At 60.4% G+C, this 24,944-nt stretch carries 23 protein-coding genes, 1 other RNA gene and 1 pseudogene; 15 read left to right on the top strand and 10 right to left on the bottom strand.

Going from position 1 to position 24,944, the window contains the following annotated elements; all coding sequences use genetic code 11:
* Positions 1 to 116: 116 nt before the first annotated feature.
* The 10 genes from AC1MDC_RS23375 (at position 117) to AC1MDC_RS23330 (ending at position 11,532) form a co-directional block, all read left to right on the top strand.
* A complete protein-coding gene (locus tag AC1MDC_RS23375) occupies positions 117 to 1,811 on the top strand; it encodes a lactate permease LctP family transporter (protein WP_227234420.1) in 1,695 nt (564 codons plus the stop codon).
* 162 nt (positions 1,812 to 1,973) lie between these two features.
* Positions 1,974 to 2,798 carry a (Fe-S)-binding protein gene (locus AC1MDC_RS23370; RefSeq protein WP_480393766.1) on the top strand — a complete coding sequence of 275 codons (825 nt, stop codon included), beginning with the start codon at positions 1,974 to 1,976 and terminating at the stop codon, positions 2,796 to 2,798.
* Positions 2,795 to 4,249 carry a LutB/LldF family L-lactate oxidation iron-sulfur protein gene (locus tag AC1MDC_RS23365; protein ID WP_480393765.1) on the top strand — a complete coding sequence of 485 codons (1,455 nt, stop codon included), beginning with the start codon at positions 2,795 to 2,797 and terminating at the stop codon, positions 4,247 to 4,249. The genes AC1MDC_RS23370 and AC1MDC_RS23365 overlap by 4 nt, the downstream gene beginning before the upstream one ends.
* A complete protein-coding gene (locus AC1MDC_RS23360; RefSeq protein WP_480393764.1) occupies positions 4,249 to 4,920 on the top strand; it encodes a LutC/YkgG family protein in 672 nt (223 codons plus the stop codon). The genes AC1MDC_RS23365 and AC1MDC_RS23360 overlap by 1 nt, the downstream gene beginning before the upstream one ends.
* A complete protein-coding gene (locus tag AC1MDC_RS23355) occupies positions 4,917 to 7,739 on the top strand; it encodes an FAD-binding and (Fe-S)-binding domain-containing protein (RefSeq protein ID WP_480393763.1) in 2,823 nt (940 codons plus the stop codon). The genes AC1MDC_RS23360 and AC1MDC_RS23355 overlap by 4 nt, the downstream gene beginning before the upstream one ends.
* A 130-nt stretch (positions 7,740 to 7,869) precedes the next feature.
* Positions 7,870 to 8,148, top strand: coding sequence for a hypothetical protein (locus AC1MDC_RS23350; RefSeq protein ID WP_085698372.1), 279 nt, complete (start codon positions 7,870 to 7,872; stop codon positions 8,146 to 8,148).
* Between the two features lie 96 nt (positions 8,149 to 8,244).
* Positions 8,245 to 8,634: a transfer-messenger RNA gene (ssrA, locus tag AC1MDC_RS23345) on the top strand.
* A 223-nt stretch (positions 8,635 to 8,857) separates the two neighbouring features.
* Positions 8,858 to 9,226: a DUF6124 family protein gene (locus AC1MDC_RS23340; protein ID WP_480393762.1), complete on the top strand. Its 369-nt coding sequence runs from the start codon at positions 8,858 to 8,860 to the stop codon at positions 9,224 to 9,226.
* Positions 9,227 to 9,442: 216 nt separating this feature from the next.
* Complete coding sequence (gene rimJ, locus AC1MDC_RS23335) at positions 9,443 to 10,030, top strand: ribosomal protein S5-alanine N-acetyltransferase (RefSeq protein WP_480393761.1); 588 nt, start codon at positions 9,443 to 9,445, stop codon at positions 10,028 to 10,030.
* Positions 10,031 to 10,098: 68 nt separating this feature from the next.
* The gene (locus AC1MDC_RS23330) at positions 10,099 to 11,532 is read left to right on the top strand and encodes an ArnT family glycosyltransferase (RefSeq protein ID WP_480393760.1); all 1,434 of its coding nucleotides are present in this window, start codon (positions 10,099 to 10,101) and stop codon (positions 11,530 to 11,532) included.
* A gap of 65 nt (positions 11,533 to 11,597) precedes the next feature.
* On the opposite strand, the gene AC1MDC_RS23325 is transcribed toward AC1MDC_RS23330, so the two are convergent.
* Both AC1MDC_RS23325 and pmrG read right to left on the bottom strand, forming a co-directional pair.
* Positions 11,598 to 12,419, bottom strand: coding sequence for a phosphatase PAP2 family protein (locus tag AC1MDC_RS23325; RefSeq protein ID WP_480393759.1), 822 nt, complete (start codon positions 12,417 to 12,419; stop codon positions 11,598 to 11,600).
* Positions 12,416 to 13,087, bottom strand: coding sequence for a lipopolysaccharide core heptose(II)-phosphate phosphatase PmrG (gene pmrG / locus AC1MDC_RS23320; RefSeq protein ID WP_480393758.1), 672 nt, complete (start codon positions 13,085 to 13,087; stop codon positions 12,416 to 12,418). The genes AC1MDC_RS23325 and pmrG overlap by 4 nt, the downstream gene beginning before the upstream one ends.
* 244 nt (positions 13,088 to 13,331) lie before the next feature.
* On the opposite strand from pmrG, the pseudogene AC1MDC_RS23315 reads away from it, so the two are divergent.
* The 3 genes and pseudogenes from AC1MDC_RS23315 to AC1MDC_RS23305 form a co-directional block, all read left to right on the top strand.
* Positions 13,332 to 14,345, top strand: a pseudogene (locus AC1MDC_RS23315) (methyl-accepting chemotaxis protein); the annotation flags it as partial.
* A gap of 42 nt (positions 14,346 to 14,387) precedes the next feature.
* Positions 14,388 to 15,251 carry a methyl-accepting chemotaxis protein gene (locus AC1MDC_RS23310; RefSeq protein WP_480393780.1) on the top strand — a complete coding sequence of 288 codons (864 nt, stop codon included), beginning with the start codon at positions 14,388 to 14,390 and terminating at the stop codon, positions 15,249 to 15,251.
* Positions 15,252 to 15,720: 469 nt separating this feature from the next.
* On the top strand, positions 15,721 to 16,104 hold the full coding sequence (locus AC1MDC_RS23305) for a DUF6124 family protein (RefSeq protein WP_085701357.1): 384 nt from the start codon (positions 15,721 to 15,723) through the stop codon (positions 16,102 to 16,104).
* A gap of 108 nt (positions 16,105 to 16,212) precedes the next feature.
* Here AC1MDC_RS23305 and AC1MDC_RS23300 read toward each other — a convergent pair whose 3' ends face one another.
* The gene (locus tag AC1MDC_RS23300) at positions 16,213 to 16,440 is read right to left on the bottom strand and encodes a FitA-like ribbon-helix-helix domain-containing protein (protein WP_085701356.1); all 228 of its coding nucleotides are present in this window, start codon (positions 16,438 to 16,440) and stop codon (positions 16,213 to 16,215) included.
* A gap of 161 nt (positions 16,441 to 16,601) precedes the next feature.
* Here AC1MDC_RS23300 and gliR point away from each other — a divergent pair, with 161 nt between their 5' ends.
* Complete coding sequence (gliR, locus tag AC1MDC_RS23295; protein WP_480393757.1) at positions 16,602 to 17,630, top strand: AraC family transcriptional regulator GliR; 1,029 nt, start codon at positions 16,602 to 16,604, stop codon at positions 17,628 to 17,630.
* On the opposite strand, the gene AC1MDC_RS23290 is transcribed toward gliR, so the two are convergent.
* From AC1MDC_RS23290 to AC1MDC_RS23275, 4 genes are all read right to left on the bottom strand, one after another.
* Positions 17,627 to 17,995, bottom strand: coding sequence for a glyoxalase superfamily protein (locus tag AC1MDC_RS23290; protein WP_007953815.1), 369 nt, complete (start codon positions 17,993 to 17,995; stop codon positions 17,627 to 17,629). The genes gliR and AC1MDC_RS23290 overlap by 4 nt on opposite strands.
* Before the next feature lie 117 nt (positions 17,996 to 18,112).
* On the bottom strand, positions 18,113 to 19,570 hold the full coding sequence (locus tag AC1MDC_RS23285; protein ID WP_480393756.1) for an N-acyl-D-amino-acid deacylase family protein: 1,458 nt from the start codon (positions 19,568 to 19,570) through the stop codon (positions 18,113 to 18,115).
* 1 nt (position 19,571) lies between these two features.
* Positions 19,572 to 20,432: a MurR/RpiR family transcriptional regulator gene (locus AC1MDC_RS23280; RefSeq protein ID WP_007953817.1), complete on the bottom strand. Its 861-nt coding sequence runs from the start codon at positions 20,430 to 20,432 to the stop codon at positions 19,572 to 19,574.
* Positions 20,433 to 20,447: 15 nt separating this feature from the next.
* On the bottom strand, positions 20,448 to 21,797 hold the full coding sequence (locus tag AC1MDC_RS23275) for a GntP family permease (protein ID WP_085702529.1): 1,350 nt from the start codon (positions 21,795 to 21,797) through the stop codon (positions 20,448 to 20,450).
* Between the two features lie 257 nt (positions 21,798 to 22,054).
* Here AC1MDC_RS23275 and AC1MDC_RS23270 point away from each other — a divergent pair, with 257 nt between their 5' ends.
* Positions 22,055 to 22,216 carry a hypothetical protein gene (locus tag AC1MDC_RS23270; RefSeq protein WP_170929807.1) on the top strand — a complete coding sequence of 54 codons (162 nt, stop codon included), beginning with the start codon at positions 22,055 to 22,057 and terminating at the stop codon, positions 22,214 to 22,216.
* A gap of 9 nt (positions 22,217 to 22,225) precedes the next feature.
* Here the strand turns inward: AC1MDC_RS23270 and AC1MDC_RS23265 are convergent, their stop codons facing one another.
* The 3 genes from AC1MDC_RS23265 to AC1MDC_RS23255 all read right to left on the bottom strand — a co-directional run bounded on the left by AC1MDC_RS23265 (position 22,226) and on the right by AC1MDC_RS23255 (position 24,894).
* Positions 22,226 to 22,843 carry a Fic/DOC family protein gene (locus tag AC1MDC_RS23265; RefSeq protein WP_480393755.1) on the bottom strand — a complete coding sequence of 206 codons (618 nt, stop codon included), beginning with the start codon at positions 22,841 to 22,843 and terminating at the stop codon, positions 22,226 to 22,228.
* Between the two features lie 142 nt (positions 22,844 to 22,985).
* On the bottom strand, positions 22,986 to 23,879 hold the full coding sequence (locus AC1MDC_RS23260) for an NAD-dependent epimerase/dehydratase family protein (RefSeq protein ID WP_085702405.1): 894 nt from the start codon (positions 23,877 to 23,879) through the stop codon (positions 22,986 to 22,988).
* 103 nt (positions 23,880 to 23,982) lie between these two features.
* Positions 23,983 to 24,894 carry a LysR substrate-binding domain-containing protein gene (locus tag AC1MDC_RS23255; RefSeq protein WP_227234391.1) on the bottom strand — a complete coding sequence of 304 codons (912 nt, stop codon included), beginning with the start codon at positions 24,892 to 24,894 and terminating at the stop codon, positions 23,983 to 23,985.
* Between the last annotated feature and the right edge of the window lie 50 nt (positions 24,895 to 24,944).

Here is a 24,944-nt window from a genome sequence, read left to right as displayed (position 1 = left end):
ATTGACACACCGATATCAAGGCTTTTACCCTAGCCGACAGCACTTGTAAATTGGTCTTACCAATTACCCAAGTACGCTGACAGTGCCTGACCAACAACAATTAGGGGCCACCCCATATGCAAACCTGGCAACAGCTCTACAGCCCGCTCGGCAGTCTCGGCGTGTCCGCACTCGCGGCCGTCATCCCCATCGTTTTCTTCTTCCTCGCCCTGGCGGTGTTCCGCCTCAAAGGTCATGTGGCCGGCAGCATCACGCTCGCACTGGCCATCGCCGTGGCGATCTTCGCGTTCCAGATGCCGGTCGACATGGCGTTCGCCGCCGCCGGTTACGGCTTCGCTTATGGTCTGTGGCCGATTGCCTGGATCATTGTGGCGGCGGTGTTTCTGTACAAACTCACGGTCAAGAGCGGTCAGTTCGAGGTCATCCGCAGCTCGGTACTGTCGATCACTGACGACCAGCGTCTGCAGGTGCTGCTGATCGGTTTCTGCTTCGGAGCATTCCTGGAAGGTGCCGCCGGTTTCGGTGCGCCAGTGGCGATTACCGCTGCGCTGCTGGTGGGACTCGGCTTCAATCCGCTGTACGCCGCCGGCCTGTGCCTGATTGCCAACACCGCACCGGTGGCGTTCGGCGCATTGGGGATTCCGATCATCGTGGCCGGGCAAGTCACCGGTATCGACGCGTTCAAGATCGGCGCAATGACCGGCCGCCAGTTGCCACTGCTGTCGTTGTTCGTGCCGTTCTGGCTGGTGTTCATGATGGATGGCCTGCGCGGTGTGCGTGAAACCTGGCCGGCGGCGCTGGTTGCAGGCTTGAGCTTTGCCGTCACCCAGTACTTCACCTCGAACTTCATCGGCCCGGAACTGCCGGACATCACGTCAGCCCTGGCCAGCCTGATTTCGCTGACCCTGTTCCTCAAGGTCTGGCAGCCAAAACGTGCCGCCGGCCAGCACATTGCCGGTGCCGTTTCTGCTTCGGTGGTAACCGCCAGCGCCGGCGGTTTCGGCCAGAAGCGCACCACCGTCGCTTCGCCTTACAGCCTCGGGGAAATTTTCAAGGCGTGGTCGCCGTTCCTGATCCTCACCGTGCTGGTGACCATCTGGACCCTCAAGCCTTTCAAGGCCATGTTCGCCGCCGGCGGTTCGATGTACGCCTGGGTGTTCAACTTCGCGATCCCGCACCTTGATCAACTGGTGATCAAAACCGCACCGATCGTTGCCGCCCCGACGGCGATTCCGGCCGTGTTCAAACTCGACCCGATTTCCGCGACCGGTACAGCGATTTTCTTCTCCGCACTGATCTCGATGCTGGTGCTGAAGATCAATATCAAAACTGGTCTGACCACTTTGAAAGAGACCTTCTACGAACTGCGCTGGCCAATCCTGTCCATCGGCATGGTGCTGGCGTTTGCCTTCGTTACCAACTATTCCGGCATGTCTTCGACCATGGCTCTGGTGCTGGCGGCAACCGGCGCGGCATTCCCGTTCTTCTCGCCGTTCCTCGGCTGGCTGGGCGTGTTCCTGACCGGTTCCGATACCTCGTCCAACGCCCTGTTCAGTTCGCTGCAAGCGACCACCGCACACCAGATCGGCGTCAACGACACCTTGCTGGTAGCGGCCAATACCAGCGGCGGCGTGACCGGCAAGATGATTTCGCCACAATCGATCGCCGTGGCTTGCGCAGCGACCGGTCTAGTGGGCAAGGAATCCGATCTGTTCCGCTTCACCCTCAAGCACAGCCTATTCTTTGCCACGATCGTCGGCCTGATCACCCTGGCCCAGGCCTACTGGTTCACCGGCATGCTGGTGCACTGATAACTGCAAGAAACCTACAAGAAGCATGGAAATAACCGACGCCGGTTCGTGATTCCGGCGTCAGCAATTCACAACCCGGTCTGTAAGGCTGCTGAAAGCAACGCGCTCTATACTCGGCAGCCTCAACAGACGGATAACCGGGCCCACCCGGAGACACGCCTGATGAGCGAGCTTTTTTACAACGCTGTGCCCAACGCCACTCGCGTCGCACCGCCACTGCCCGAACCCCGGCAATACCCCAGCGAGAAACCGTCGCGGGTCTACCTGTTCGGCACCTGCGTGGTCGACCTGTTCTACCCGGAAGCCGGGATGGACGCGATCCACTTGCTGGAACGCGAAGGCATCCGGGTCGACTACCCGCCAGGGCAGAGCTGCTGCGGACAACCGGCCTACACCTCGGGTTACACCGAGCAGGCACGCACGGTGGCGCGCTCGCAACTGGCGCTGTTTGCCGGGGATTTTCCGGTGGTGGTGCCATCGGGTTCGTGCGCCGGGATGATCCGCGAGCATTACGCCGACTTGTTCAAGGACGAGCCGCAAACGCTGAAACAGGTTCAGGCCCTCGCGGCCCGCACCTATGAATTGGCCGAGTTCCTGCTGTTCGTCTGCAAGGTGCAGCTCAAGGACAGCGGCGAGCCGGTCAAAGTGGCGCTGCACACCTCGTGTTCGGCGCGGCGGGAAATGAACACCCACCTGCACGGCCGCGAGTTGTTGGCGCAGTTGAGCAACGTGGAACGGGTCAACCACGACCATGAAAGCGAATGCTGTGGCTTCGGTGGGACATTCAGCGTCCGTATGCCAGATATTTCCGGCGCGATGGTGGCTGACAAGACCCGGGCGTTGAAGGAATCCGGCGCACATCAGGTACTCAGTGCCGACTGCGGCTGTCTGATGAACATCAACGGCTCGCTGGAAAAACAGAAGGAAGCGCTGCGCGGGCAACACCTGGCGAGCTTCCTCTGGCAACGAACCGGAGGTGCGCGATGAGCACTTCCACGATTATTCCTACGGTTGCCGTAGAAGAAGATTTCCGCACCCGGGCACACAACGCCCTGGGCGATTCGCAGTTGCGGAACAACTTCCGCACCGCGATGGATTCACTGATGACCAAGCGGGCAGCGGCTTTCAGCGATGCCCACGAAAGAGAACACCTGCGTGAACTGGGCAATGCGATCCGTGCCCGCGCGCTCTCCAAGTTGCCCGATCTGCTCGAGCAACTGGAACAGAACCTGACCCGCAACGGTGTGACAGTGCACTGGGCGGAAACGGTGGACGAGGCCAATGGCATCGTCCTTTCGATCATCCGCGCTCACGAGGCGCGGCAAGTGATCAAGGGCAAATCGATGGTCAGCGAAGAGATGGAGATGAACCATTTCCTCGAGGCTCGGGACATTGAATGTCTGGAGTCCGACATGGGGGAGTACATCGTCCAGCTCGACCACGAGAAGCCTTCACACATAATCATGCCGGCAATCCACAAGAATGCCGGTCAGGTCGCGTCCTTGTTCCACGACAAACTTGGCGTGGAATACACCAAGGACGTTGACCAACTCATACAGATCGGTCGCAGGGTTCTGCGGCAGAAATTCTTCGAAGCGGACATCGGCGTCTCCGGCGTCAACTTCGCCGTGGCCGAAACCGGCACTCTGCTGCTGGTGGAAAACGAAGGCAACGGCCGCATGACCACCACCGTGCCGCCGGTGCACATCGCCGTCACCGGCATCGAAAAAGTCGTGGAAAACCTGCGCGACGTGGTGCCGCTGCTGTCATTGCTGACCCGCTCGGCGCTGGGCATTCCGATCACCACCTACGTCAACATGATCTCCGGCCCGCGCAAGGAACATGAACTCGACGGCCCGCAGGAAGTGCATCTGGTACTGCTCGACAACGGTCGCAGCCAAGCCTTCGCCGACAGCGAACTGCGCCAGACGTTGAACTGCATCCGCTGCGGCGCCTGCATGAATCATTGCCCGGTCTACACCCGCGTTGGCGGCCACACCTACGGCGAGGTCTACCCCGGCCCGATCGGCAAAATCATCACCCCGCACATGGTCGGTCTGGCGAAAGTCCCGGATCACCCGAGCGCGTCTTCGCTGTGCGGCGCCTGCGGTGAAGTGTGTCCGGTAAAAATTCCTATCCCCGCACTGCTGCGCCGCCTGCGCGAAGAGAACGTCAAAGCCCCCGACAGTCCTCATCAAGTGATGCGCGGCCAGGGCAGCAAGTATTCGCGCAAGGAACGCTTCATCTGGAACGCCTGGGCGAAGCTCAACAGCTCGCCGACTTTGTATCGACTGTTTGCATTTTTCGCTACACGCCTGCGCGCGCTGGCGCCGAACAACGTCGGGCCGTGGACGCAGAATCACAGCGCTCCGAAACCCGCCGCCCGCTCACTGCATGACATGGCTCGCGAACACCTGGCCAGACAAGGAGACCGTTGATGAGCGCCAAGCAAAACATCCTCGGCAAGTTAAGGAACAGTCTGGCCGGTACCACACCGATTGCCGACAACTTCGACGTCGATCTGGTGACCCGGCCTTACACCTACAGCGCCGAACAACGGATCCCGCAACTGCGCAAACTGATGGAAGCGGTGCACACCGAAATCCACCTGACGTCTGCTGAAGCGTGGCCGGCGCTGCTAGCGCAATTAGTGCGCGACCGCCAGTTGCCGAGTCTGCTGATCGCACCGACTACGCCTCACGGGCAGCGCATCTCACAGCACTGGGCGAACAATCCTGATCTGCCGGCGCTGAAGTCCTACGACCGGCCAATGGAAGAGTGGAAAGCCGAGCTATTTAACGATACGCCGGCCAGCCTGACCGGCACCCTCGGCGCCATTGCCGCCACCGGCAGCCTGATTCTCTGGCCAACCCGCGAAGAACCACGGCTGATGAGCCTGGTGCCGCCGGTGCATTTCGCCCTGCTCAAGGCCAGCCAGATCCGCGATAACTTCTATCAGGTGCAGCAGGAATTCGAGTGGGCCCAAGGCATGCCGACCAATGCGCTGCTGGTGTCCGGCCCGTCAAAAACCGCCGACATTGAACAAGTCCTGGCTTACGGCGCCCACGGCCCGAAAGACCTGGTGGTGTTGATCCTGGAGGACCAATGACCTTACCGGCGACTTTCCTGCGCGATGCGCAGCAACTGATTCCGGCCGAACGGCGTTTCGACGATCCGCTGTCGACCCTGGCCTTCGGCACCGATGCCAGCTTCTACCGGTTGATTCCGCAACTGGTGATCCGCGTCGAGTCCGAAGATGAAGTGGTGGCGCTACTGAAACTGGCCCAGCGCGATCAGGTTCCGGTGACTTTCCGCGCCGCCGGCACCAGCCTGTCCGGCCAGGCGATCAGTGATTCGGTGTTGATCGTGCTTGGGGATAACTGGAACGCCCGGGAAATCCGAGGACAAGGCACGCAAATCCGCCTGCAACCGGGCGTCATCGGTGCCCAGGCCAACGCATGGCTCGCGCCATTCGGGCGCAAGATCGGTCCGGATCCGGCGTCGATCAACGCCTGCAAGATTGGCGGCATCGTCGCCAACAACGCCAGCGGCATGTGCTGCGGCACTGCGCAAAATACCTACCACACGCTGGCCGGGATTCGCCTGGTGCTGGCCGACGGCACCCGACTCGACACCGAAGATGCCGCCAGCGTCGAGGCGTTTCGAGTCAGCCACGGTGACTTGCTGGAACGTCTGGCGAGCTTGGGCCGCGAGACCCGCGCCAATGCCGAACTGGCCGCGCGAATCCGCCACAAATACCGTCTGAAAAATACCACCGGCCTGTCGCTCAACGCCCTGGTGGATTTCGATGAGCCTGTGGATATCTTGAGCCACTTGCTGGTCGGCTCCGAAGGCACCCTCGGCTTCATCAGCGCGGTGACCTACGACACGGTGATCGACCACCCGATTAAGGCTTCGGCGCTGATCGTATTCCCTGACGTCGAGACCTGCTGCAACGCGGTCACCGTGCTGAAAAGCCAACCGGTGTCCGCCGTGGAATTGCTCGACCGCCGCAGCCTGCGCTCGGTGCAGGACAAACCCGGGATGCCGGATTTCGTACAGCAGCTGTCGAACAATGCCTGCGCACTGCTGATCGAATCCCGCGCCGCCTCTTCCACTTTGCTACAGGAACAACTGGCGCAAATCATGGCGTCGCTCGGCGATTTCCCGGTGGAAAAGCAGGTCGACTTCACCGAAGACCCGGTCGAAAACGCCCGACTCTGGGCGATCCGCAAGGACACCTTCCCCGCCGTCGGCGCCGTGCGCAAGACCGGCACTACGGTGATCATCGAAGACGTGACCTTCCCGGTGGAACAGCTGGCGATCGGCGTGAACCGTCTGATCGAGCTGTTCGACAAACATCACTACGACGAAGCGATCCTTTTCGGACACGCGCTGGAAGGCAATCTGCACTTCGTCTTCACCCAAGGCTTCAACAGCGCGGAAGAAGTCGCACGCTATCAGGCGTTCATGGACGACGTGGCGCAACTGGTGGCCGTGGAGTTCGGCGGCTCGCTGAAAGCGGAACACGGCACCGGACGCAACATGGCGCCCTTCGTTGAACTGGAATGGGGCAGCGACGCCTATCAGTTGATGTGGCAGCTCAAACGCCTACTCGACCCCAACGGCATTCTCAATCCGGACGTGGTGCTCAGCGAAGACCCGCAGATCCACCTCAAGCACCTGAAACCGCTGCCGGCGGCCGACGAGATTGTGGATAAATGCATCGAGTGCGGTTTCTGCGAGCCGGTCTGCCCCTCGAAAGGCCTGACCCTGAGCCCGCGCCAGCGCATCGTGATTTGGCGCGATATTCAAGCGCGAAAGCGCGCCGGGATCGACACCACCGAACTGGAAAAAGCCTACGAGTACCAAGGCATCGATACCTGCGCCGCGACCGGTTTGTGTGCGCAACGCTGTCCTGTAGGCATCAATACCGGTGAGCTGGTGAAAAAGCTTCGCGGCCATCACGCAACCCATACGAAAACCGCCAACCTGATCGAAGGAAATTTCGCCACCACCCTGCAAGGTGCGCGCTTCACCCTGCATGTGGCCAACGGTGCGCGAATGTTGTTGGGTGCACCACGCCTGGCGAAGCTTTCAGCGACCCTGACGCGGCTGTCCAAAGGTCAGGTGCCGCTGTGGACCAACGCGATGCCACAGCCGGAAAAAGCCATCCGCTTCAGCCCTGCCGTGTCGGACGAGCGTCCGCGCGTCGTGTATCTGGCAGCCTGCGTCTCGCGGGTAATGGGGCCGGCGGCGGGCGACAAAGAGCAGATGTCGCTGTACGACAAAACCCGTGGTCTGCTGGAGAAGGCCGGTTATCAGGTGGTGTTCCCGGACAATCTGGACAACCTCTGCTGCGGTCAGCCTTTCGCGTCCAAGGGCTATGCCGAGCAGGCTGAACACAAGCGTCAGGAACTGATCGGTGCATTGCTTCAGGCCAGTCGCGGCGGGCTTGATCCGATCTACTGCGACACCAGCCCCTGCACGTTGCGGCTGGTGCAGGATGTGGGAAATGTTCGCCTGGATCTGTACGACCCCGTGCGATTCATCCGTACGCATCTGATGGACCGGCTCGACTTCACGCCGCAGGAAGCACCGATTGCCGTTCACGTGACCTGCAGCACTCAGCACCTTGGGGAAAGCCAGGCGCTGATCGAACTGGCGCGCAAATGCAGTAAGAACGTGGTGATCCCGGAAGGCATTCACTGCTGTGGTTTCGCCGGCGACAAGGGTTTCACCACGCCGGAACTCAACAGCCATTCCCTGCGAACGCTCAAGGATGCGGTGCAACAGTGCAGCGAGGGGATTTCCACCAGCCGCACCTGTGAGATCGGCCTGACGCAACACGGCGGAATCGACTACCACGGCCTGGTGTATCTGGTGGATCGGGTGACCCGGGCCAAAGCCCCCGCAACCGCCATGTGAAGAAAAATAGAACCCTTGCGAGTGAGCGCAGTCCACAGAACAGGCCCCGAACAATCGGGGCTTTTCCTCCATTCGGTCGCCCGTCCTGACGGCCAGCGAAGTCTGGATCCCTCAGTTCAAGGAGATACACATGAAACGTTCTGTACTGTTAGGTCTGTTCGTTACTGCCTCGATGATGGCTTCCACGTCCTTTGCTGCTGACAAGCCTGCTGACTTGTGCGATGCCAATCTGCAAACCATCAACAACGCCAAGGCCCAAGCCATGTCGTCGCCTGACCTGAGTCAACGGGTAGAGGCCAGTGTGCAGAAGGCCCAGGCACTCAAAGCCCAGGGCAAGATCGACGAATGCGTGGCTGAAACCCAGCAAACCATTCTGGAAATCCGCAAAACCAGCGGAACCAACAACTGATCGAAGCTGAGGCCAACCTTCGGGTTGGCCTTGCGGGCCGTTTGGCGTACACTGCGCGTGCTTGTTGCTCGAACAGATGTACCGGGCAATGAGTTCGGGGCCGTTCAGGATTCGACGCCGGTTGCGAAACTCTAGGTGCATGCCGACTTGGTAACAGAAGTCGTAAATCCACTGTTGCAACTACTTATAGTTGCCAATGACGACCAATACGGTGCTGCTCTCGCTGCTTAATTGCAGCTGACATGCACTCCTGGTACCTTCGGGTCCAGCAATCATCAGGGGATGTCTGTAAACCCAAAATGATTGTCATATAGAACAGAATCGCCGTGCAGTACGTTGTGGACGAAGCGGCTAAAACTTACACAACTCGCCCAAAGCACCCTGCCCGTCGGGTCGCTGAGGGTTAACTTAATAGACACGGCTACGCATGTAGTACCGACAGCGGAGTACTGGCGGACGGGGGTTCAAATCCCCCCGGCTCCACCAACTCTCAACGACAAGGCCCGCCAAGTGCGGGCCTTGTCGCATCTGCAGTTCCCCATCCGGACAACGTCTCCACCCAACGTCCTAGGAAATTTCCCGCAACCCGCGTCGACTTCCATGAACTGGTTCAAGATGCTTCCAAACGCTAGTCTTCGCGCTCCGCTGCAACCCGGCAGATGGTTTACCAAAGGGATTCGCCGGGAGCCTGAAACCATGGAGCCTCGTCATGAAAAAAGACACCCGAAGCCTGCCTGATCAAACACCGTCTCACGAAACCGAAACGAAAGAACCGGCTGTGCTTGCCCAGCCTCAGGAATACGTGAGAAAGCCGCGTCGCACCCTGCCGTTCAATGAGATTTTCTCCGTGCGCACCGACGTGGACACGGCCACTCTGCTGACCCATGCCTGCGAAACGCTGGCGGCGCTGAACATGATGACGGCCAATATCGCCGATGATTTCACGGGCTCTCAACGCAGCCGGTTGCTGGCGATCCGGCAGTTGTCGATCATGACCGAAATGCTGGTCAATCGCGCCATGGAGAACCTTGATCCGGTGAACCTGGTGCCCACTACAACGGCACCTGTCGTGCACTGAAAGCGACCGTTCGCCGATGCTGCAAGTCGTTCATCGACATGAACTTTTCTTCACCCCGGCGGCGGTGATGGCCGTGTACATTGGCCTCGCTCATTCAAGAAACTACGGTTCGCCCGCGCTCCTGCGGGCTTTTTTTCGCCCGCAATCTGGCGGCGATTTGTTTTTTCCTGCCCACCGGGCAATTCTGGTGTTCAATCCCGAGACCCGGAGCACCCGATGCCGCTGCTGACCCTGCCCTGTCAACGCCTGACGCTCGCGGTGCTCGACCCGGATCAGGCGCCTCTGGAAAGCGATTTCTATCAACGCAACCTGCGCCATCTCGCCCCGTGGTCGCCGATTCGCACCACCGACTATTTTTCCACCGAGCAGATCCGCCGACGCCTTGAAATCCAGGCCAGCGCCTTCGAAGCCGGGTTGGCGGTGCATATGGCGTTGCTGACCCCGGATGGCGGGCAGATGATCGGCGCCTGCAATTTCAGCGGGATCATCCGCGGTGCGTTTCAGGCCTGTTATCTGGGGTATCACATCGACGAAGCGCATCAGGGCAAGGGTTTGATGCAGGAAGCGCTGGAGGCGGCCATCGCTTACATGTTCGACACCCAGAACCTGCACCGGATCATGGCCAATTACATTCCCGGCAATGAGCGCAGCGAACGGTTGCTGGAGCGCCTTGGATTCGAACGGGAAGGCTACGCCAAGGCGTACCTGAACATTGCCGGGCGCTGGCAGGATCATGTGCTGACAGCGCGGGTCAATCCGCGTTTCGAAACGCCGGATCAGCGCTGGTCACGACCGCTGTCGTGACGTTCACAAATTGTTAAGGATTGGCCGCGTAAGCTCGGGTTTCCGTTCACTTCCGGTTGCCTGAATTCATGTCGCGTGCCGCCTCTTCCCTGCTTCTGCTTGCCGCCCTGCTGTTCTTTTTCGCCCTTGGCAACCATCAACTGCAAGGCTCCACCGAGGCCCGGGTGGCGGGCATTGCGATGGAAATGCATCTGGATAACGACTGGGTGACACCGCGTCTGTTCGGTGAACCCTTCCTGGAAAAACCGCCCCTGAGCCTGTGGCTGGACGCCGGCGCCCTGCGGGTTTTCGGCGTCTCGCCCTGGGCGGTGCGACTGGCGTCGGCGGTGGCCGGGTTGCTCAGCGTGATGCTGCTGTACGCCATGTTGCGCCGCTTCGACCGCCCGAAGGCCATCGCCTGGACGGCGGGGATTCTGCTGGCGACCATGGCCAGTTACTGGAGCAACGTGCGCGGGGTCGGCGAGGATGCGTTGCTCGCCCTCGGTGTGACTGCGGCATTGCTGGCGTTCTTCCAGGCGCAGCGAGCATCGACCCCAGGTAATTCGTTGCTGTTTATCGCCGGGATCGCCATCGCCACGTTGAGCAAAGGCGTGCTCGGACTGGCGATGCCGGGCGTGGTGATTTTCGCTTTTCTGCTGGCCGACAATCTGATGGACAAGCGTTTCAAACTGACGGACTGGCTGCGTCCGGGTTTGCTGACCGTTGTCGGTCTGATCCCGCTGATGATCTGGCTCGCCTTGCTCTATCAGCGCGGCGGCGTCCAGGCGGTCAGCGAAGTGTTGCTGACCAACAGCGTAGGACGTTTCAGCGGATCGTTCGTTGAAGCCGGCCACTACGAGCCTTTTTACTACTACCTCGCCAAGCTGCCGCAGGCGTTTCTGCCGTGGAACATTCTGGTGTACCTGGGCCTGTGGCATTTTCGCAAGGAACTGAAGGCCAATCGTTACCTGCTGTTTTTCAGCCTGTGGATCATTGCGCAATTCATCCTGCTGACCCTGGCCTCGAGCAAACGCACGGTTTACCTGATGTCGATGACACCCGCAGCGGCAGTGATTGCCGCCGAATATGCGGGCGTGCTGTTCGACAAGTTGAAGGATCACAGGAAGGGTTTTGTCGGACGCATCGCCCGTCATCGTCAGCCACTGGCAGCGGGGATACTGGCGGTGGTCATCGCCAGCTATCTCGGCGCCGCGCAATGGGCACTGCCGAACGCCGACAAACACCTGTCGTTCCTGCCGTTGACCGAACACATCCAGTTGCTGCAAGCGAGCGGCAATCAGGTCGCGCTGTTTCAAGCCAACGAACGGGTCGGCGGTGCCAGCGTGTTCTATACCCGAAGTGTACTCAAGGGCCTGGACACCGATGCGCAGCTACGGGAGTTTCTCAGTGCATCGCCATCGAACATCGCCGTGATCTCGGGAGACAGCGAACCCGCCGCCCCGCTGAAAGTCCACAAGACCATGATGGTCGGACGCCAGGCGTATTACTTCGTGGGCTATTGAAACCACCACAACACCAACGAAAAACCCGCCGGTGATGGCGGGTTTTTCATTTCAGCGGCGAGGACTCAGAGCGAAGCCTCAGGCTGTGCAGCGAACACCTTACGTTCACGTTTGCTCAACACCGGCAATTCCAGACGAGCCCGCCCGTAGAACGCCAGCGCCGTCAGCAAACACGCCAGCCACACGAAGATCCCGGCCCAGAACGTGTGGGACATGTAGTGCCAGCCCTGTAGGACTCGCGTAGTGCCGTAGACAAAACCGAGCAGCAGCGAGCCCCACAACAATGCGCTGGAAAAGCGCCATTGATAACGACGCCCAACGAAATACAGCGCCAGCATGGTGAAGCCACCGGAAGCATGACCGCCCGGCCAGCAACGCCCTTCACCCGCTTCGTGGAACAGCTGGAAATTGTTGTACCACTCGATATGCGGCATCTTTCCGCCGTACAGCGTGGTCTCGATCGGGCAGTAAACGCTGGTGTGTGCCTTGAGGAAATGGATCACCCCGGTGCAGACCGCGAAAGCCACCACGATAAACAGAAAATCCCTACGGTGATCAGCGGCAAAGCGCAGCACCGGCGCGACTTTGCAACGCTCGAGAAAACCGCCCAGACGCGGATGCTTTTGCGGCTTCACCAGTGGCCAGACAAACGACAGCATGGCGCCGATCAAGGCAATTTCGGCGGTCCAGTTCGGAATGATCCGCGCCCACTTGTGGGTCAGCTTTTCGAAGAAATGAATCTTGTCGAGCGGGAATGTGTGGGTCAGCGGATCGAACAGCAGGTTGCTGAAGGCGACGTCGATGTTGGTCATGTCGAACATCAGAAAAACCACGGCTGCGCAGAGCAGCGGGATGCCGAAGTTGTAAGCGTAAAAGCGGGATTTCATTGGGTGGTCACCGTGCGCCAGTCTGAAGCTTCAATGAAGCCGAGCATCCGTGGGGCCGCCGGGCTGGCGGCGGAAACAAACAGCGACGCGCCGTACCCGAGGGTCGAGGCCGGCACCTTGAGGTCTTTTTCCAGCTGCGCCATGCATTCGCTGTGGGTCACCAGAATCAGGTTGCGTCCCGGGACTTTGTGCGCCAGTGCGTCCTGCAGCATCCGGCCCTTGCAACTGATCAGCCAGTCTTCGCCGGTCGCCGCCTGGTTGAACATGTAGCCGGCCGTCTGCACGGTGCGCATCATCGGGCTGTTGTAGACGTCGGCCTCGTCCAGGCCCAACTGCTCGAACTGCGCGCCGACGCTCACCGCGACACTGCGCGAACGGTCGGTGATGCCATCGTGGCCGCTCAGGCACGCCGCTTTCGAGTGATCGCAGCGCTCGACATGGCGCACCAGCACGATGATTTCGCCTTTGCTCCAGCCTTCCTTCAGCGCCTTGGCCCCGGCCACGTTGCCGTGGGCAAGGTCCGGCACCGCCGCCGGGGCGAGCAGCCAGAGGGTCAGCGGAATCACCAGCACCGAAGCTGCCAATACCACCCAGGTGTTTCGAAAACGGGCCAGACCGCTCAGATCAATCGAGCGCTTGACGCCGAACAGACTCAGTCGCAATTCCACAAAAAGCCGCCATCACTTGTCATTCGATGCGGCGAGGTTAAAGAGCACGGCGTGGGCAGCCAGTGAAACCCGTGTGAAAAAAATCTTGGGATCCCTTGTTACAAAATCCGTCGGACAAAATCCTTTCAGCTCTCGGATTTGCGGCCGATACAGTCCTGCTTACACCCTTGCTGGCGCAAAAAAACAACAATCTTCCAGCCTGACCGACGATCAAGTAGCACAACGTTTTTCTGGAGGATTTGTGATGAATAGCTGGTTCGGCAACATCAGCGTGAACCTGAAACTGGGGCTCGGATTCGGCCTCGTCCTGGCCCTGACCTGCATCCTGGCGCTCACCGGCTGGACCAGCCTGGGCGGCCTGATTGACCGCAGCAACTGGATGAGCGACATCACCCAGCTCAACGCTGGCCTGACCAAACTGCGCGTGGTGCGCCTGCAATACATGCTGACCAACGGCGACGAAACCGCCGCGCAGAACGTGCAGACCACCCTCGACGGTTTTGCCGCGCAGCAGCAGAAGCTGATCAGCAGCTTCAAGAGCCCGGAAAACCTCAAGCTGCTCAAGCAGCAGGCGGCGACCATCGCCGAGTACCAGACGTCCCTGAACAAGATGCGTAACGCCTACCGCACCGGCAACACGGCGCGCGACTCGATGGCCACCAGTGCCGCGACGGCTTACGGCCTGATCGAAGCGCTGAGCAACCGGGTCCAGCAAATGCCGCTGAGCGATGAGCGTTTCGAGCAGTTCCAGGCTGTCACCGCCGCCAAGGAAGCGTTCATCCTGGCGCGCTACGAAGTGCGCGGCTACACCGCCACTGCCAACGCCGAGACCGAGCAGAAAGCCGTCGGCCAGCTGGACGTAGCCATCGCCAGCCTCAAGCCGCTGAACATGCATTTCGCCAGCAGCCAACAAGACGCCCTGCGTCAGCTGGAAACCGCACTGACCAACTACCGCAGCGCCTTGCAGGCCTTCAAAAACGCCAACAGCGATGCGGTGCAGGCGCGCAAGGAAATGACCGATCAGGGCGCGACCATCGTCAGCCTGAGTGAGCAGCTGTATCAGATCCAGCTCGACCGTCGTGACGCCGAAAGCGCCCAGGCTCGCACCTTGCAATTGATCAGCACCCTGCTGGCGTTGCTGGTCGGCATCATCGCCGCATTCATCATCACCCGTCAGATCACCCGTCCGCTGCAGGAAACCATGGCCGTGGTCGACCGCATCGCCAGCGGCGACCTGAGCCAGAACGTGATCGTCACCCGCCGCGACGAACTCGGCGTGCTGCAACAAGGCATCGCGCGCATGGGCGTGACTCTGCGCGACCTGATCAGCGGCATCCGCGACGGCGTGACCCAGATCGCCAGCGCCGCCGAAGAACTGTCGGCCGTCACCGAACAGACCAGCGCCGGCGTGAACAACCAGAAGGTCGAGACCGATCAGGTGGCCACCGCCATGCACGAGATGACCGCCACCGTGCAGGAAGTCGCGCGCAACGCCGAAGAAGCCTCGCAAGCCGCAGCCGCCGCTGACGGCGAAGCCCGCGAAGGTGACAAGGTGGTGAACGAAGCCATCGCCCAGATCGAGCGTCTGGCCAGCGAAGTGGTGCGTTCCACCGAAGCCATGAGCGTGCTGCAACAGGAAAGCGACAAGATCGGCAGCGTCATGGACGTGATCAAGGCCGTGGCCGAACAGACCAACCTGCTGGCCCTCAACGCCGCCATCGAAGCCGCCCGTGCCGGTGAGGCCGGTCGCGGTTTTGCCGTGGTTGCCGACGAAGTCCGTGGCCTGGCCCAGCGTACCCAGAAATCCACCGAGGAAATCGAAGGTCTGGTGGCCGGTCTGCAGAACGGCACGCAACAGGTGTCCGCCGTGATGAACAACAGCCGCGCCCTGACCGACAGCAGCGTCGCCCTGACCCGCAAGGCCGGCGACTCGCTGGAAAACATCACCCGCACGGTGTCGAATATCCAGTCGATGAACCAGCAGATCGCCGCTGCCGCCGAACAGCAGAGCGCCGTGGCCGAAGAAATCAGCCGCAGCATCATCAACGTCCGCGACGTGTCGGAACAGACCGCGGCGGCGAGTGATGAGACGGCCAAGTCCAGCGTTGAACTGGCGCGGTTGGGTGGGCAGTTGCAGCAGATGGTGAGTCATTTCCGCGTGTAAACCCTGCACACGAAAGCCGATGTACAAAGAAGGGCAGCTGAGAAGCTGCCCTTCTTTTTTGCCCTGAAATTGCCATTTTCAGGAATTGGATGACGCGTTCTGAAACGTGATTACACGCGGTTGGCGATTGGTGTTTAAGGACACGCGGTGATACGTCCCGAAGCCCACAAAACCTTGCGCCGTTGCCTACGGCTACGCCAGAATCCGCCGGCTTGTGCGCCTTGGGCTGGCTGCGTAATTTGATTGCGTCATTGATTTCCAGTGATCGAACTTAGCGGTTCGGAATGTCCCCTACGGTTGCACATGTCGAATCCAGTCAGGCGCCAGCCTGCACTTGATGGTGGCTGTGCGCATGGCACCTTCGGGTGCGCCGGGTTGAGGGTGACTACCGGTCCGCTAACTTGCGCACAGCTGCCACCCTTTTGCTTAGCGGCGAAAAGGTGCAGCCTCAACCAGAGGTTAGTCACCCATGTTCAAGGTAACGCCAAACCCACCGCTCACCGAACCCACAATCATCCCGGATCCGGCATCTCCCTACGAATGCCCCGGCTCGAAACGCTTCAACGAAGCCGCCGAACGCGCCCTCGATTATCACCTGGGCCCCCTCAGCGCCCAGATCATGGCCGCGCCCTACAAACCCAACACCCTCTATCAGGCTCACCCCGAAGCCGACACCGAATCCCTGCTGGTAGACGCCAGCGAATCCCTCGGCTCCGCCACCGTCATGCTCAACAATCATGTGGCATTGGTCGAGGGCAGCCACCGCAAGACTCTGCAAGGCATCGCCCAGATCGTGATGATCGCCGAACTGGCCGTTAACCGGGCGCTGGACAAGGTCGTGCCGACGGATTGATGCGGGAGGTGGCGAGTGCGGTGCACTCGCCATTTTTTTGCACCCTGTAAAAAGCCCGCCGCCACACTGGTTTTAGTGTGGCGGCGGGCTTTTTGTGAGCGGTGTTTATCAGCCGCTGAGGTTTTCTGAACGTGATGGCAGATCGAGCTCGACGCCACCCATGGCGCCGAATCGATTGTGTATCCGAGTACCTAACCCGCCAGCTCGATCAACCGTAGCCAATGCGTTTTCCAGAATCTGCCGCGCTTCGTCCTCCATGGAATGGCCATTTTGGGCGGCAGCGATACGCAGTTGCTCTGTCATCTGCTCATCGAGTCGAATAGTGATGCTGGTCATAAGGCTTCCTGCAATCCGTGAAATGAGTGATCGCAGACTAACAAACCAGCTCGAAGACCTCTGCATGGTCCCAAGGCCAGCCATTTACTTTATTCGCGGATTCAAATTACCTTTCAGAGCGCTCATCCGCCCACGGCGGCCTCGATCAAGAGGATTCGGTCATGCAATCGCTCGGCTTCACCTCCGTCCCACCGCTGCTCAAGTACCTGCGCCATGCCGAACATCTGGGCATGGCCATCGAGCCTGCGTTGGCGGCGGCCGGGTTGCAGGCGCAGCAGTTGAGCGACAACAGCCTGCGTCTGCCGGGTGAAGCCCATGAGCGTTTGCTTGATTACTTTTGCGAACACTCGGGCGATCCGCTGTTCGGCCTCAACGCGGCGAATTTCGTCCTGCCCAACTCGTGGAGCGTGCTGGGTTACATCACCATGAACTGCGCGACACTGGGCGACGCCATGAGCCGCATCATGCCGTTCGAAAAACTGGTGGGTGACATGGGTGTCAGCCGCGCCGAGGTTCACGAAATCCATGTGCACCTGATCTGGAGCTGCCGCTTTGAGCGCCCGCGGATTCGCCGGCATCTGGTGGAAAACGTGCTCGGCTCCTGGCTGCAATACGCGCGCTGGATCGCCGATACCCGACTGTCACCGGCCGCGGTGTGGCTGGAACACTCACTCCCGGCGGACACGACGCTGGCGCAGTACGAACAGTTTTTCGACTGCCCGGTGCTGTTCGATCAACCGTATTCCGCGCTGATCGTGCCGTTGCCGTATTTGCAGTTGCCGTTGCGCCAGGCCGATGCGCATTTGCTGCGCACTCTGGAAGAACACGCGCAGAGTCTGATGGCGACACTGGAGGATGCGTCGCTGGAGCAGCGGGTCAAAAGCATCCTGCGCCAGTTGCTCAAGGAAGGTCTGCCGCGCGAGGAGCAGGTGGCCGAACATCTCGCCGTGTCGGTGCGCACGCTGCAACGCCAGTTGCATCAGGCCGGCACGTCGTATCAGCAGACTCTCGATGAATTGCGCCAGGAACTGGCCGAGCATTACCTGCTCAACAGCACCCTGCCGATTCAGGACATCGCCCAGTATCTGGGCTTCAGCGAATCACGCTCGTTTCACCGCGCCTTCAAGAGCCGACGCGGGATGCCACCCGGTGAATTTCGGCAGACTCACCGGGTGTCGAACGACGGCTAGAGGCTGATCGCGTTGGTGAACACCAAACGGTTGCCGAACGGATCGGCGATGGTCATGTCCTGGCTGCCCCACGGCATGGCCTGGATGCCCGGATGCGAGAACTTGTAGTTCTTGGCGACCAACTGCTGCTGAAACGCCTCCAGTTCATCGGTCTCGATCCGCAGGGCCGAACCCGGTGTTGCATCGCCGTGATGTTCGGACAAATGCAGCACACACTCGCCGCGCGAAACCTGCAGGTACAACGGGAAACCGGGTTCGAAACGATGCTGCCAATCGATCTTGAAGCCGAGGAAGTCGACGTAGAATTCCACGGCCTTGGCTTCATCGAAAATCCGCAGGATCGGGGTGGTTTTGCCGAAGCTCATGGGTTGCTCCCTGACTGATTGGCCCCAGAGTGTAGCCGGGGTGGATGTCAGCAATTCGGCTTGGTGATGGCTTTCTTTAATTGCAATGTGCCATCACCGTGACGCAGTCAGCAAAATTCAACGAAAGCCGTCGCGCAGATCGCCCTGGCGCGCCAGGAACCGCCCGGGTCTTTGGCCGTTGGCCTGACCGTCGCGGTAACTCAAAACACCATTGATCCACACACCATCGATACCTTGCGCGGCACGTTGCGGGTCGTTGAAGTCCGCCACGTCACGTACGGTCGCAGGATCGAACAACACCAGATCCGCCCAGTGCCCTTCACGAATCTCGCCCCTTTCCTTCAAGCCGAAACGCGCCGCCGACAGACCGGTCATCTTGTGCACGGCGGTGTGCAGCGGAAACAGCCCGACATCACGACTGAAATGTCCGAGCACCCGTGGGAAAGCGCCCCACAGACGCGGATGCGGGAACGGGTCTTCCGGCAGGCCATCCGAACCGACCATCGACAGCGGATGGGCGAGGATCCGGCGCACGTCGTTCTCGTCCATCCCGTAATACACCGCGCCCGCTGGTTGCAGGCGTTTGGCGGCGTCAAGCAGCGACAGGTTCCATTCGGCGGCGATGTCCATCAAGTCGCGACCGCCCATGTCCGGATGCGGCGTCGACCAGGTGATGGTGATGCGGTGGGCATCGGTGACCTGCTTCAGATCCAGGGTCGAAGAACTCGCCGCATACGGATAGCAATCGCAGCCGACCGGGTGGGTTTTCGCCGCTTCTTCCAACGAGGCGAGCAACTGCGGACTGCGGCCCCAGTTACCGGCTCCAGCACATTTGAGGTGGGAAATGATCACCGGCGACTGTGCGTGGCGCCCGATGCGGAAGGCCTCGTCCATCGCCTCCAGCACCGGTTCGAATTCACTGCGCAGGTGCGTGGTGTACACCGCGCCGAACGCATTCAGTTCTTCGGTCAATTGCATGACTTCATCGGTGGATGCCGAGAACGCACTCGCATACGCCAGACCTGTGGATAAGCCGAGGGCGCCCGCCTCCAGGCTTTCACGCAACTGCTCGCGCATCGCACTGATTTCATCGTCAGTCGCGGTGCGGAACAGGTCATCGAGGTGATTGCTGCGCAGCGCCGTGTGGCCGACCAGTGCCGCCACGTTCAGCGTGGTGTTGGCCGCTTCGACCGCCGCGCGGTAATCGCTGAAACGTGGATAGACGAATGCGGCGGCCGTGCCGAGCAGGTTCATCGGATCCGGTGGATCACCCTTGAGGCTGACTGGTGCGGCGCTGATTCCGCAGTTGCCGACAATCACCGTGGTCACGCCCTGGCTGAGCTTGGGCAGCATCTGCGGCTGGCGGATCACCACGGTGTCGTCGTGGGTGTGTACGTCGATGAAACCCGGCGCCAGCACACGGCCGGCGGCATCGATTTCTTCCGTGGCACTGGCGTCATGCAAGTCGCCGATACGAACGATGCGGCCCTCGAGAAGGGCCACGTCAGCCTTGTAACCGGGAACGTTGCTGCCATCGATGACGGTGGCGTTGCGAATCAGCGTGTCGTACAGCATGTCAGTCTCCCAGCGGCAGGTGATCGTCGCCGCCACGGTATTCGTCGAGGGCGAGTTTGATCCGCCGCAGACGTTCTTGATTGTCTTCTGGATTGGCCAGCGCCAGCTCGGTGGCCAGCACGTCGATGGCGAGCAGCATGCCGTAGCGCGCCGCCGTCGGTTTGTAGATGAACGAGGTCTCGGCGCCTTGCAGCGGCAGGACGATATCGGCCAGCTCCGCCAGCGGCGAGTCGGCGCGGGTGATGGCGAGAATCCGGGCGCCGTAGTTGCGCGCCAGCGCCACGGTCTCCAGCAATTCCGGGGTGATGCCGGTCAGCGAACAGACGATCACCACCTGCTCGGCGCTGAGGCTGGCGGCGGTGACGCGCATCATCACCGCGTCGTGGCACACCGCAATCGGATAGCCGAGACGCACCAGCCGCACTTGCAACTCATCGCTGCACAGGGTCGAGCAACCGCCGATGCCGAAGGCGTGGATCATCCGCGCCTGGCCCAGCAGTTTCACCGCATCGGCGAAGCGCGATTCGTCGAACGCCGCCAGATGCTGGCGCAGGGTGGTTTCGATATCGCCGACGATCTGCCCGTAAAACGCCGACTGCTCGGGCGTGCCCGCCGGATCGAGGAAACGGCTGCCGACGCCGCTGGCCTGGGCCAGTTGCAGACGCAGATCACGCAGGTCGCGGCAACCGACGGTGCGGGCAAAGCGCGACAGTGTGGCGGTGCTGACTTCGGCCCGCTGCGCCAGCTCTTCGAGGCTGGCGGAGGCGGCAAATCCTACGTCGTCGAGCATCAGACGGGCGATGCGTCCTTCACCGGCGCTGAAGGAATCCTGACGGGCGCGGATCTGATAAAGGATGTCCATGGCGGAAAACTCCGACTACAGCAGGTAAGAAAGACCGACGGTCAGGGCGAAAGCGACTACCGAGATCAGGGTTTCGAGCACCGTCCAGGTCTTGAACGTCTGGGCCACCGTCATGTTGAAGTATTCCTTGATCAACCAGAAGCCGCCGTCGTTGACGTGGGAAAAGATAACCGAGCCCGCACCGGTCGCCAGCACCAGCAGTTCCGGGTGTGGATAACCCAGACCGATGGCCACTGGCGCGACCACGCCGGAAGCCGTGGTCATCGCAACGGTGGCCGAACCGGTGGCGATGCGCATCAACACGGCGAACAACCAGCCCATGATCAGCGGCGACAGGTGAAATTCGTGAGCCAGGCCGACGATCTGATCGGTAACGCCGGCGTCCACGAGAATCCGGTTCAGACCGCCACCGGCGCCCACCAGCAAGGTGATGCTGGCGGTCGGTGCCAGGCATTCGTTGGTGAATTTGAGGATCGATTCCCGGTTGAAGCCCTGTGCAATGCCGAGCGTCCAGAAACTCAACAGCGTCGCCAGCAACAGCGCGATCACCGAGTTGCCGATGAACAGCAGGAACTGATTGAAGCCGCTGCCCGGCGTGGAAATCAGATTGGCCCAGCCGCCGATCAGCATCAGCACCACCGGCAACAGAATGGTCGCCATGGTGATGCCGAAACCCGGCAGGCTGTCGCGGGGCTCGCGTTCGAGGAATTGTTTTTCCAGCGGGTTATCCGCCGGCAACTGAATGCGCGGCACGATGAATTTGGCGTACAGGGGACCGGCAATGATCGCCGTCGGAATGCCGATGGCAATCGCGTACAGCAAGGTCTGCCCGACCGACGCCTGATAGGCCTGCACCGCCAGCATCGCCGCCGGGTGCGGCGGCACCAGCGCATGCACCACGGAAAGACCGGCAACCATCGGCAAACCGACCATCAGGATCGACACGCCGACCCGCCGCGCCACAGTAAAGGCAATCGGCACCAGCAACACGAAACCGACTTCGAAAAACAGCGGCAGACCCACCAGAAACGCGATGCACACCATCGCCCAGTGTGCGTTCTTTTCGCCAAAGCGTTCGATCAACGTGCGCGCCATCTGCTCGGCGCCACCGGACTCGGCCATCATCTTGCCAAGCATCGTCCCCAGCGCCACCACCAGCGCAATGTGCCCCAGCGTCTTGCCCACCCCGGCCTCATACGCCCCCACCACGCCGGACGGCGGCATCCCCGCCACCAGCGCCAGGCCGATGGAAATCAGGGTGATGACAATGAACGGATTGAGCCGGTAACGGGCGATCAGAACGATCAGGGCGATGATGGCAACGGCGGCGTACACCAGCAGCCAATAGCCGAAGGACGGTGTCATGCGGTACTCCTCGAAAGGGTCACGTTCGAATGGGTTGTGAAACTCATAAATCATTTCGAGATCGAGTTTTCAAACGAAGTGAAAGTAATTTTCGTGGAGGGATAAGGGTTGTCGTTTTTGGATATGTCTTGTCGTGAATAATGAAAATCGCGGGGTAGGATTTTCATGACCCGGCTGAAGGTTTTGCCCAGACCACAAGGTTTTCAACATCAATCCAGGCGCTATACTCGGCAGACGTTTTCTATCGAGTTCCTGCCATGACTGCTTCGCGCCGCCGCCCCAAAAAGCTCACTGCCGAAGCGTTGATACGCGCGATTGCCAGTTCGACAGCCATCGAAACGGGTCAGAGCGTTGAATCGATTGAACGCAAGCTGAAGCTCAAGGACAGCAAGTTTCTGCATCTTTCTCTGGCCAAATGAGATCGTCACTCAAGTCCACAATGCCTGCCGAACCCAATACTCCATGGGTTCGTAATTGCAATTCAGCCCTTGGTTGATTGCCGCAAAATAAGCCTCTTTGTTTCGCTCCCAACTGCTGTAGTCGAGCGGCACATACCCCGCCTGCACCGCCATGACATCCGCCAACAATCGCGACAAGCGCCCATTACCCTCGCGAAATGGATGAATCAGGATGAACTCCACGTGCGTGACAGCGATGGCGTGGATCAGGTTTTCATCCAGATCAGGCTTGCAAGGTGTGTACTTGCCAAGACAGTCCCTCTCGAAACCATCAAGCAGTCGGGGAATCTGCGGGGCTGCGGCAAAGAAAAAGCCGTCCTTGCCCATATTCACCGCTCGCACGTCGCCGGCCCATGAATAGAGATTGCCCAACCAGTGTCGGTGCCACTCTTTCAGGTCCTGAATGGTTAATGGCCGATTTGGCAAATGCTCGATGAGCACGAACTGGTACAACTTTTCCAGCAGGATGAGCTCTGCGTCATCCATGTCTTCAGGATCGGTTATCCCTAATTTATTGCTCAGTACCTGTTCGTCAGAGCCTGGTTCATAAGAACTTTGCGAGCCCTCGGCATCATAACGATCAACCATCCTTGCCCCTCCTGATGCCACTGAACATTGAAAAGCGCCGGGGATTTGCCCCGATGCCAGGACAAATCAAAAAACACAAACGGCTGCCCAAAGGCAGCCGTTCACAGGTTAGTCGCAAAGCCCTCTCGGGTTTAATCAACCCTCACACCATTTCGTTACGAATCCATTCAACCACCGACGTGCGCTTCGGCACCCAGCCGAGCAGTTCGCGGGCGTGTTTGCCGCGTACGCGGCTGTTGGAGCCGAGGCCGTAGTTGGCCATTTCATAGCCCCACTCGGCTTCAGCGTCTTTGAGCGGCCAGTCTTGTGGCTGGCCCAGATTCAAGGCTTCGGCCATGGCGGTGGTCATGTCGATGAACGACGCTTCGCCGCTTTCGACGAAGTAGAAGGTGCCCGGGACGTTTTTGGTCAGGGCCAGCAGGTACAGCGACACCACGTCTTCGATGTGCACGTTGGACCAGATGTTCTGACCGCTGCCGACGTGACGCACCACGCCGCTTTTGCGTGCCTGTTTCAGCAGACGCGGCAGTTGCACGCTGTCGCGATTGACGCCCAGGCTGTGGCCGTAGATCAGAGTGTTGCAGATGACGGCCGAGTTCACGCCGTCCTTCGCTGCCGCGAGGATCAGGTTGTCGATGGCCACCCGTGCGGCCTTGTCGACGGTCGGCTCCGGCAGGTTGTCTTCGAAGTAGATGACGTCGCTGGATTTGCCGCCCGAGGCATCGCCGACGATGCTCGAACCGCTGGTGTGCAGGAACACTTTGTTCGAACCGCGCAGGGCATCGAGCAAGGCTTCGACCGCACCACGATGGTCGCTGCTGGCGGCGTTGATCACGGCGTCGGCGGCGCGGGCCTGTTCGGCCAGCAGTGCCTTGTCGTCGAGGGTGCCGATCACCGGGGTGATGCCCAGTGCTTTCAGCTCATTGGCCTGTTCGGCGCTGCGCACAAGACCGGTGACGCTGTGGCCGGCCTGGACCAGACCGGTGGCGATGGAGCCGCCGATAAAACCGGCAGCGCCAGTGACGAATACGTTCATGGGGAAACTCCCTGCGTGAGTAAGTGATGCAACGAGTATCGATCGGCAGGTCCTGTGGAAAAACCCGCCCTCAACCAATTCACTCTTGCGCAGGGGTCACGAATCAGCCTTTGAAATCGGCGCTGGCGTAAGCCGCCAGTTTGCTCTGGATAAAGTCCAGGAAGCACTGGATGCGCAGCGCCAATTGCGAGTTGCGGTAGTACACCGCGTTGATCGGCTGGCGATAACCGCTGTTGAATTCCGCCAGCAACATCTTGAGGCGCCCGGCGCGGATGTCGTCGATGGTCATGTAATGCGAAAGGCAGGCAATGCCCTGGCCCTCCAGCGCCAGATGCCGAACCGTCTCGCCGCTGGAGGCGCTGATCGCCGGGGTAATCGGCCAGCGATCGCCGTGCACGTAACGCAACGGCCACTGGTTGAGGCCTTCGTTCTGGGTGAAACCGAGCAAGGTGTGGTCGCTCAGGTCGGCCACTTCGATCGGCGCGCCGTGTTTTTCCAGATACGCGGGACTGGCGACGATCAACAGCGGACTGCAACCCAGCGACCGCGCATGCAATGTCGAATCGGCAAGGGGGCCGATGCGGATGGCAACGTCGGTGCTTTGTTCCAGAAGGTCAATGATCAGGTCATTGCTGTTGAGTTCGAGCTGGATGTCCGGGTACAACCGACGGAATTCGTCGATGTACGGCACGATGGCGTGGAGCATGAACGGCGACGCGGCGTTGATGCGCAGTCGTCCTGACGGGGTTTGCTGGCGCGAAGAAAGACGTTCTTCGAGTTGATCCATCTGGTCGAGGATCAGCTTGGCCTGTTCGAAGAAATACTTGCCCTCCTCGGTCAGGTCCATGCGCCGTGTGGTGCGGTTGATCAGCGTGGTGTCGAGCTTGGCTTCCAGCCGCGACAGCGTGCGGCTGACCGCCGACGGTGTCTGCCCGACCTGCTCGGCAGCGGCGGAGATCGAACCGCACTCGATCACGCAGACGAAAATCTGCAACTCATCGGATCTGGCTTTCACGGGTGTCCTCGAATCGAAAGGCCTGCTGCGCAAGCTCAGGCCTTCGATAG

The sequence above is a fragment of the Pseudomonas sp. 1 genome, from assembly GCF_056626735.1.
The sequence above is the reverse complement of the archived record's forward strand: the minus strand, read 5'-3'. Positions and strand labels throughout refer to the sequence as shown.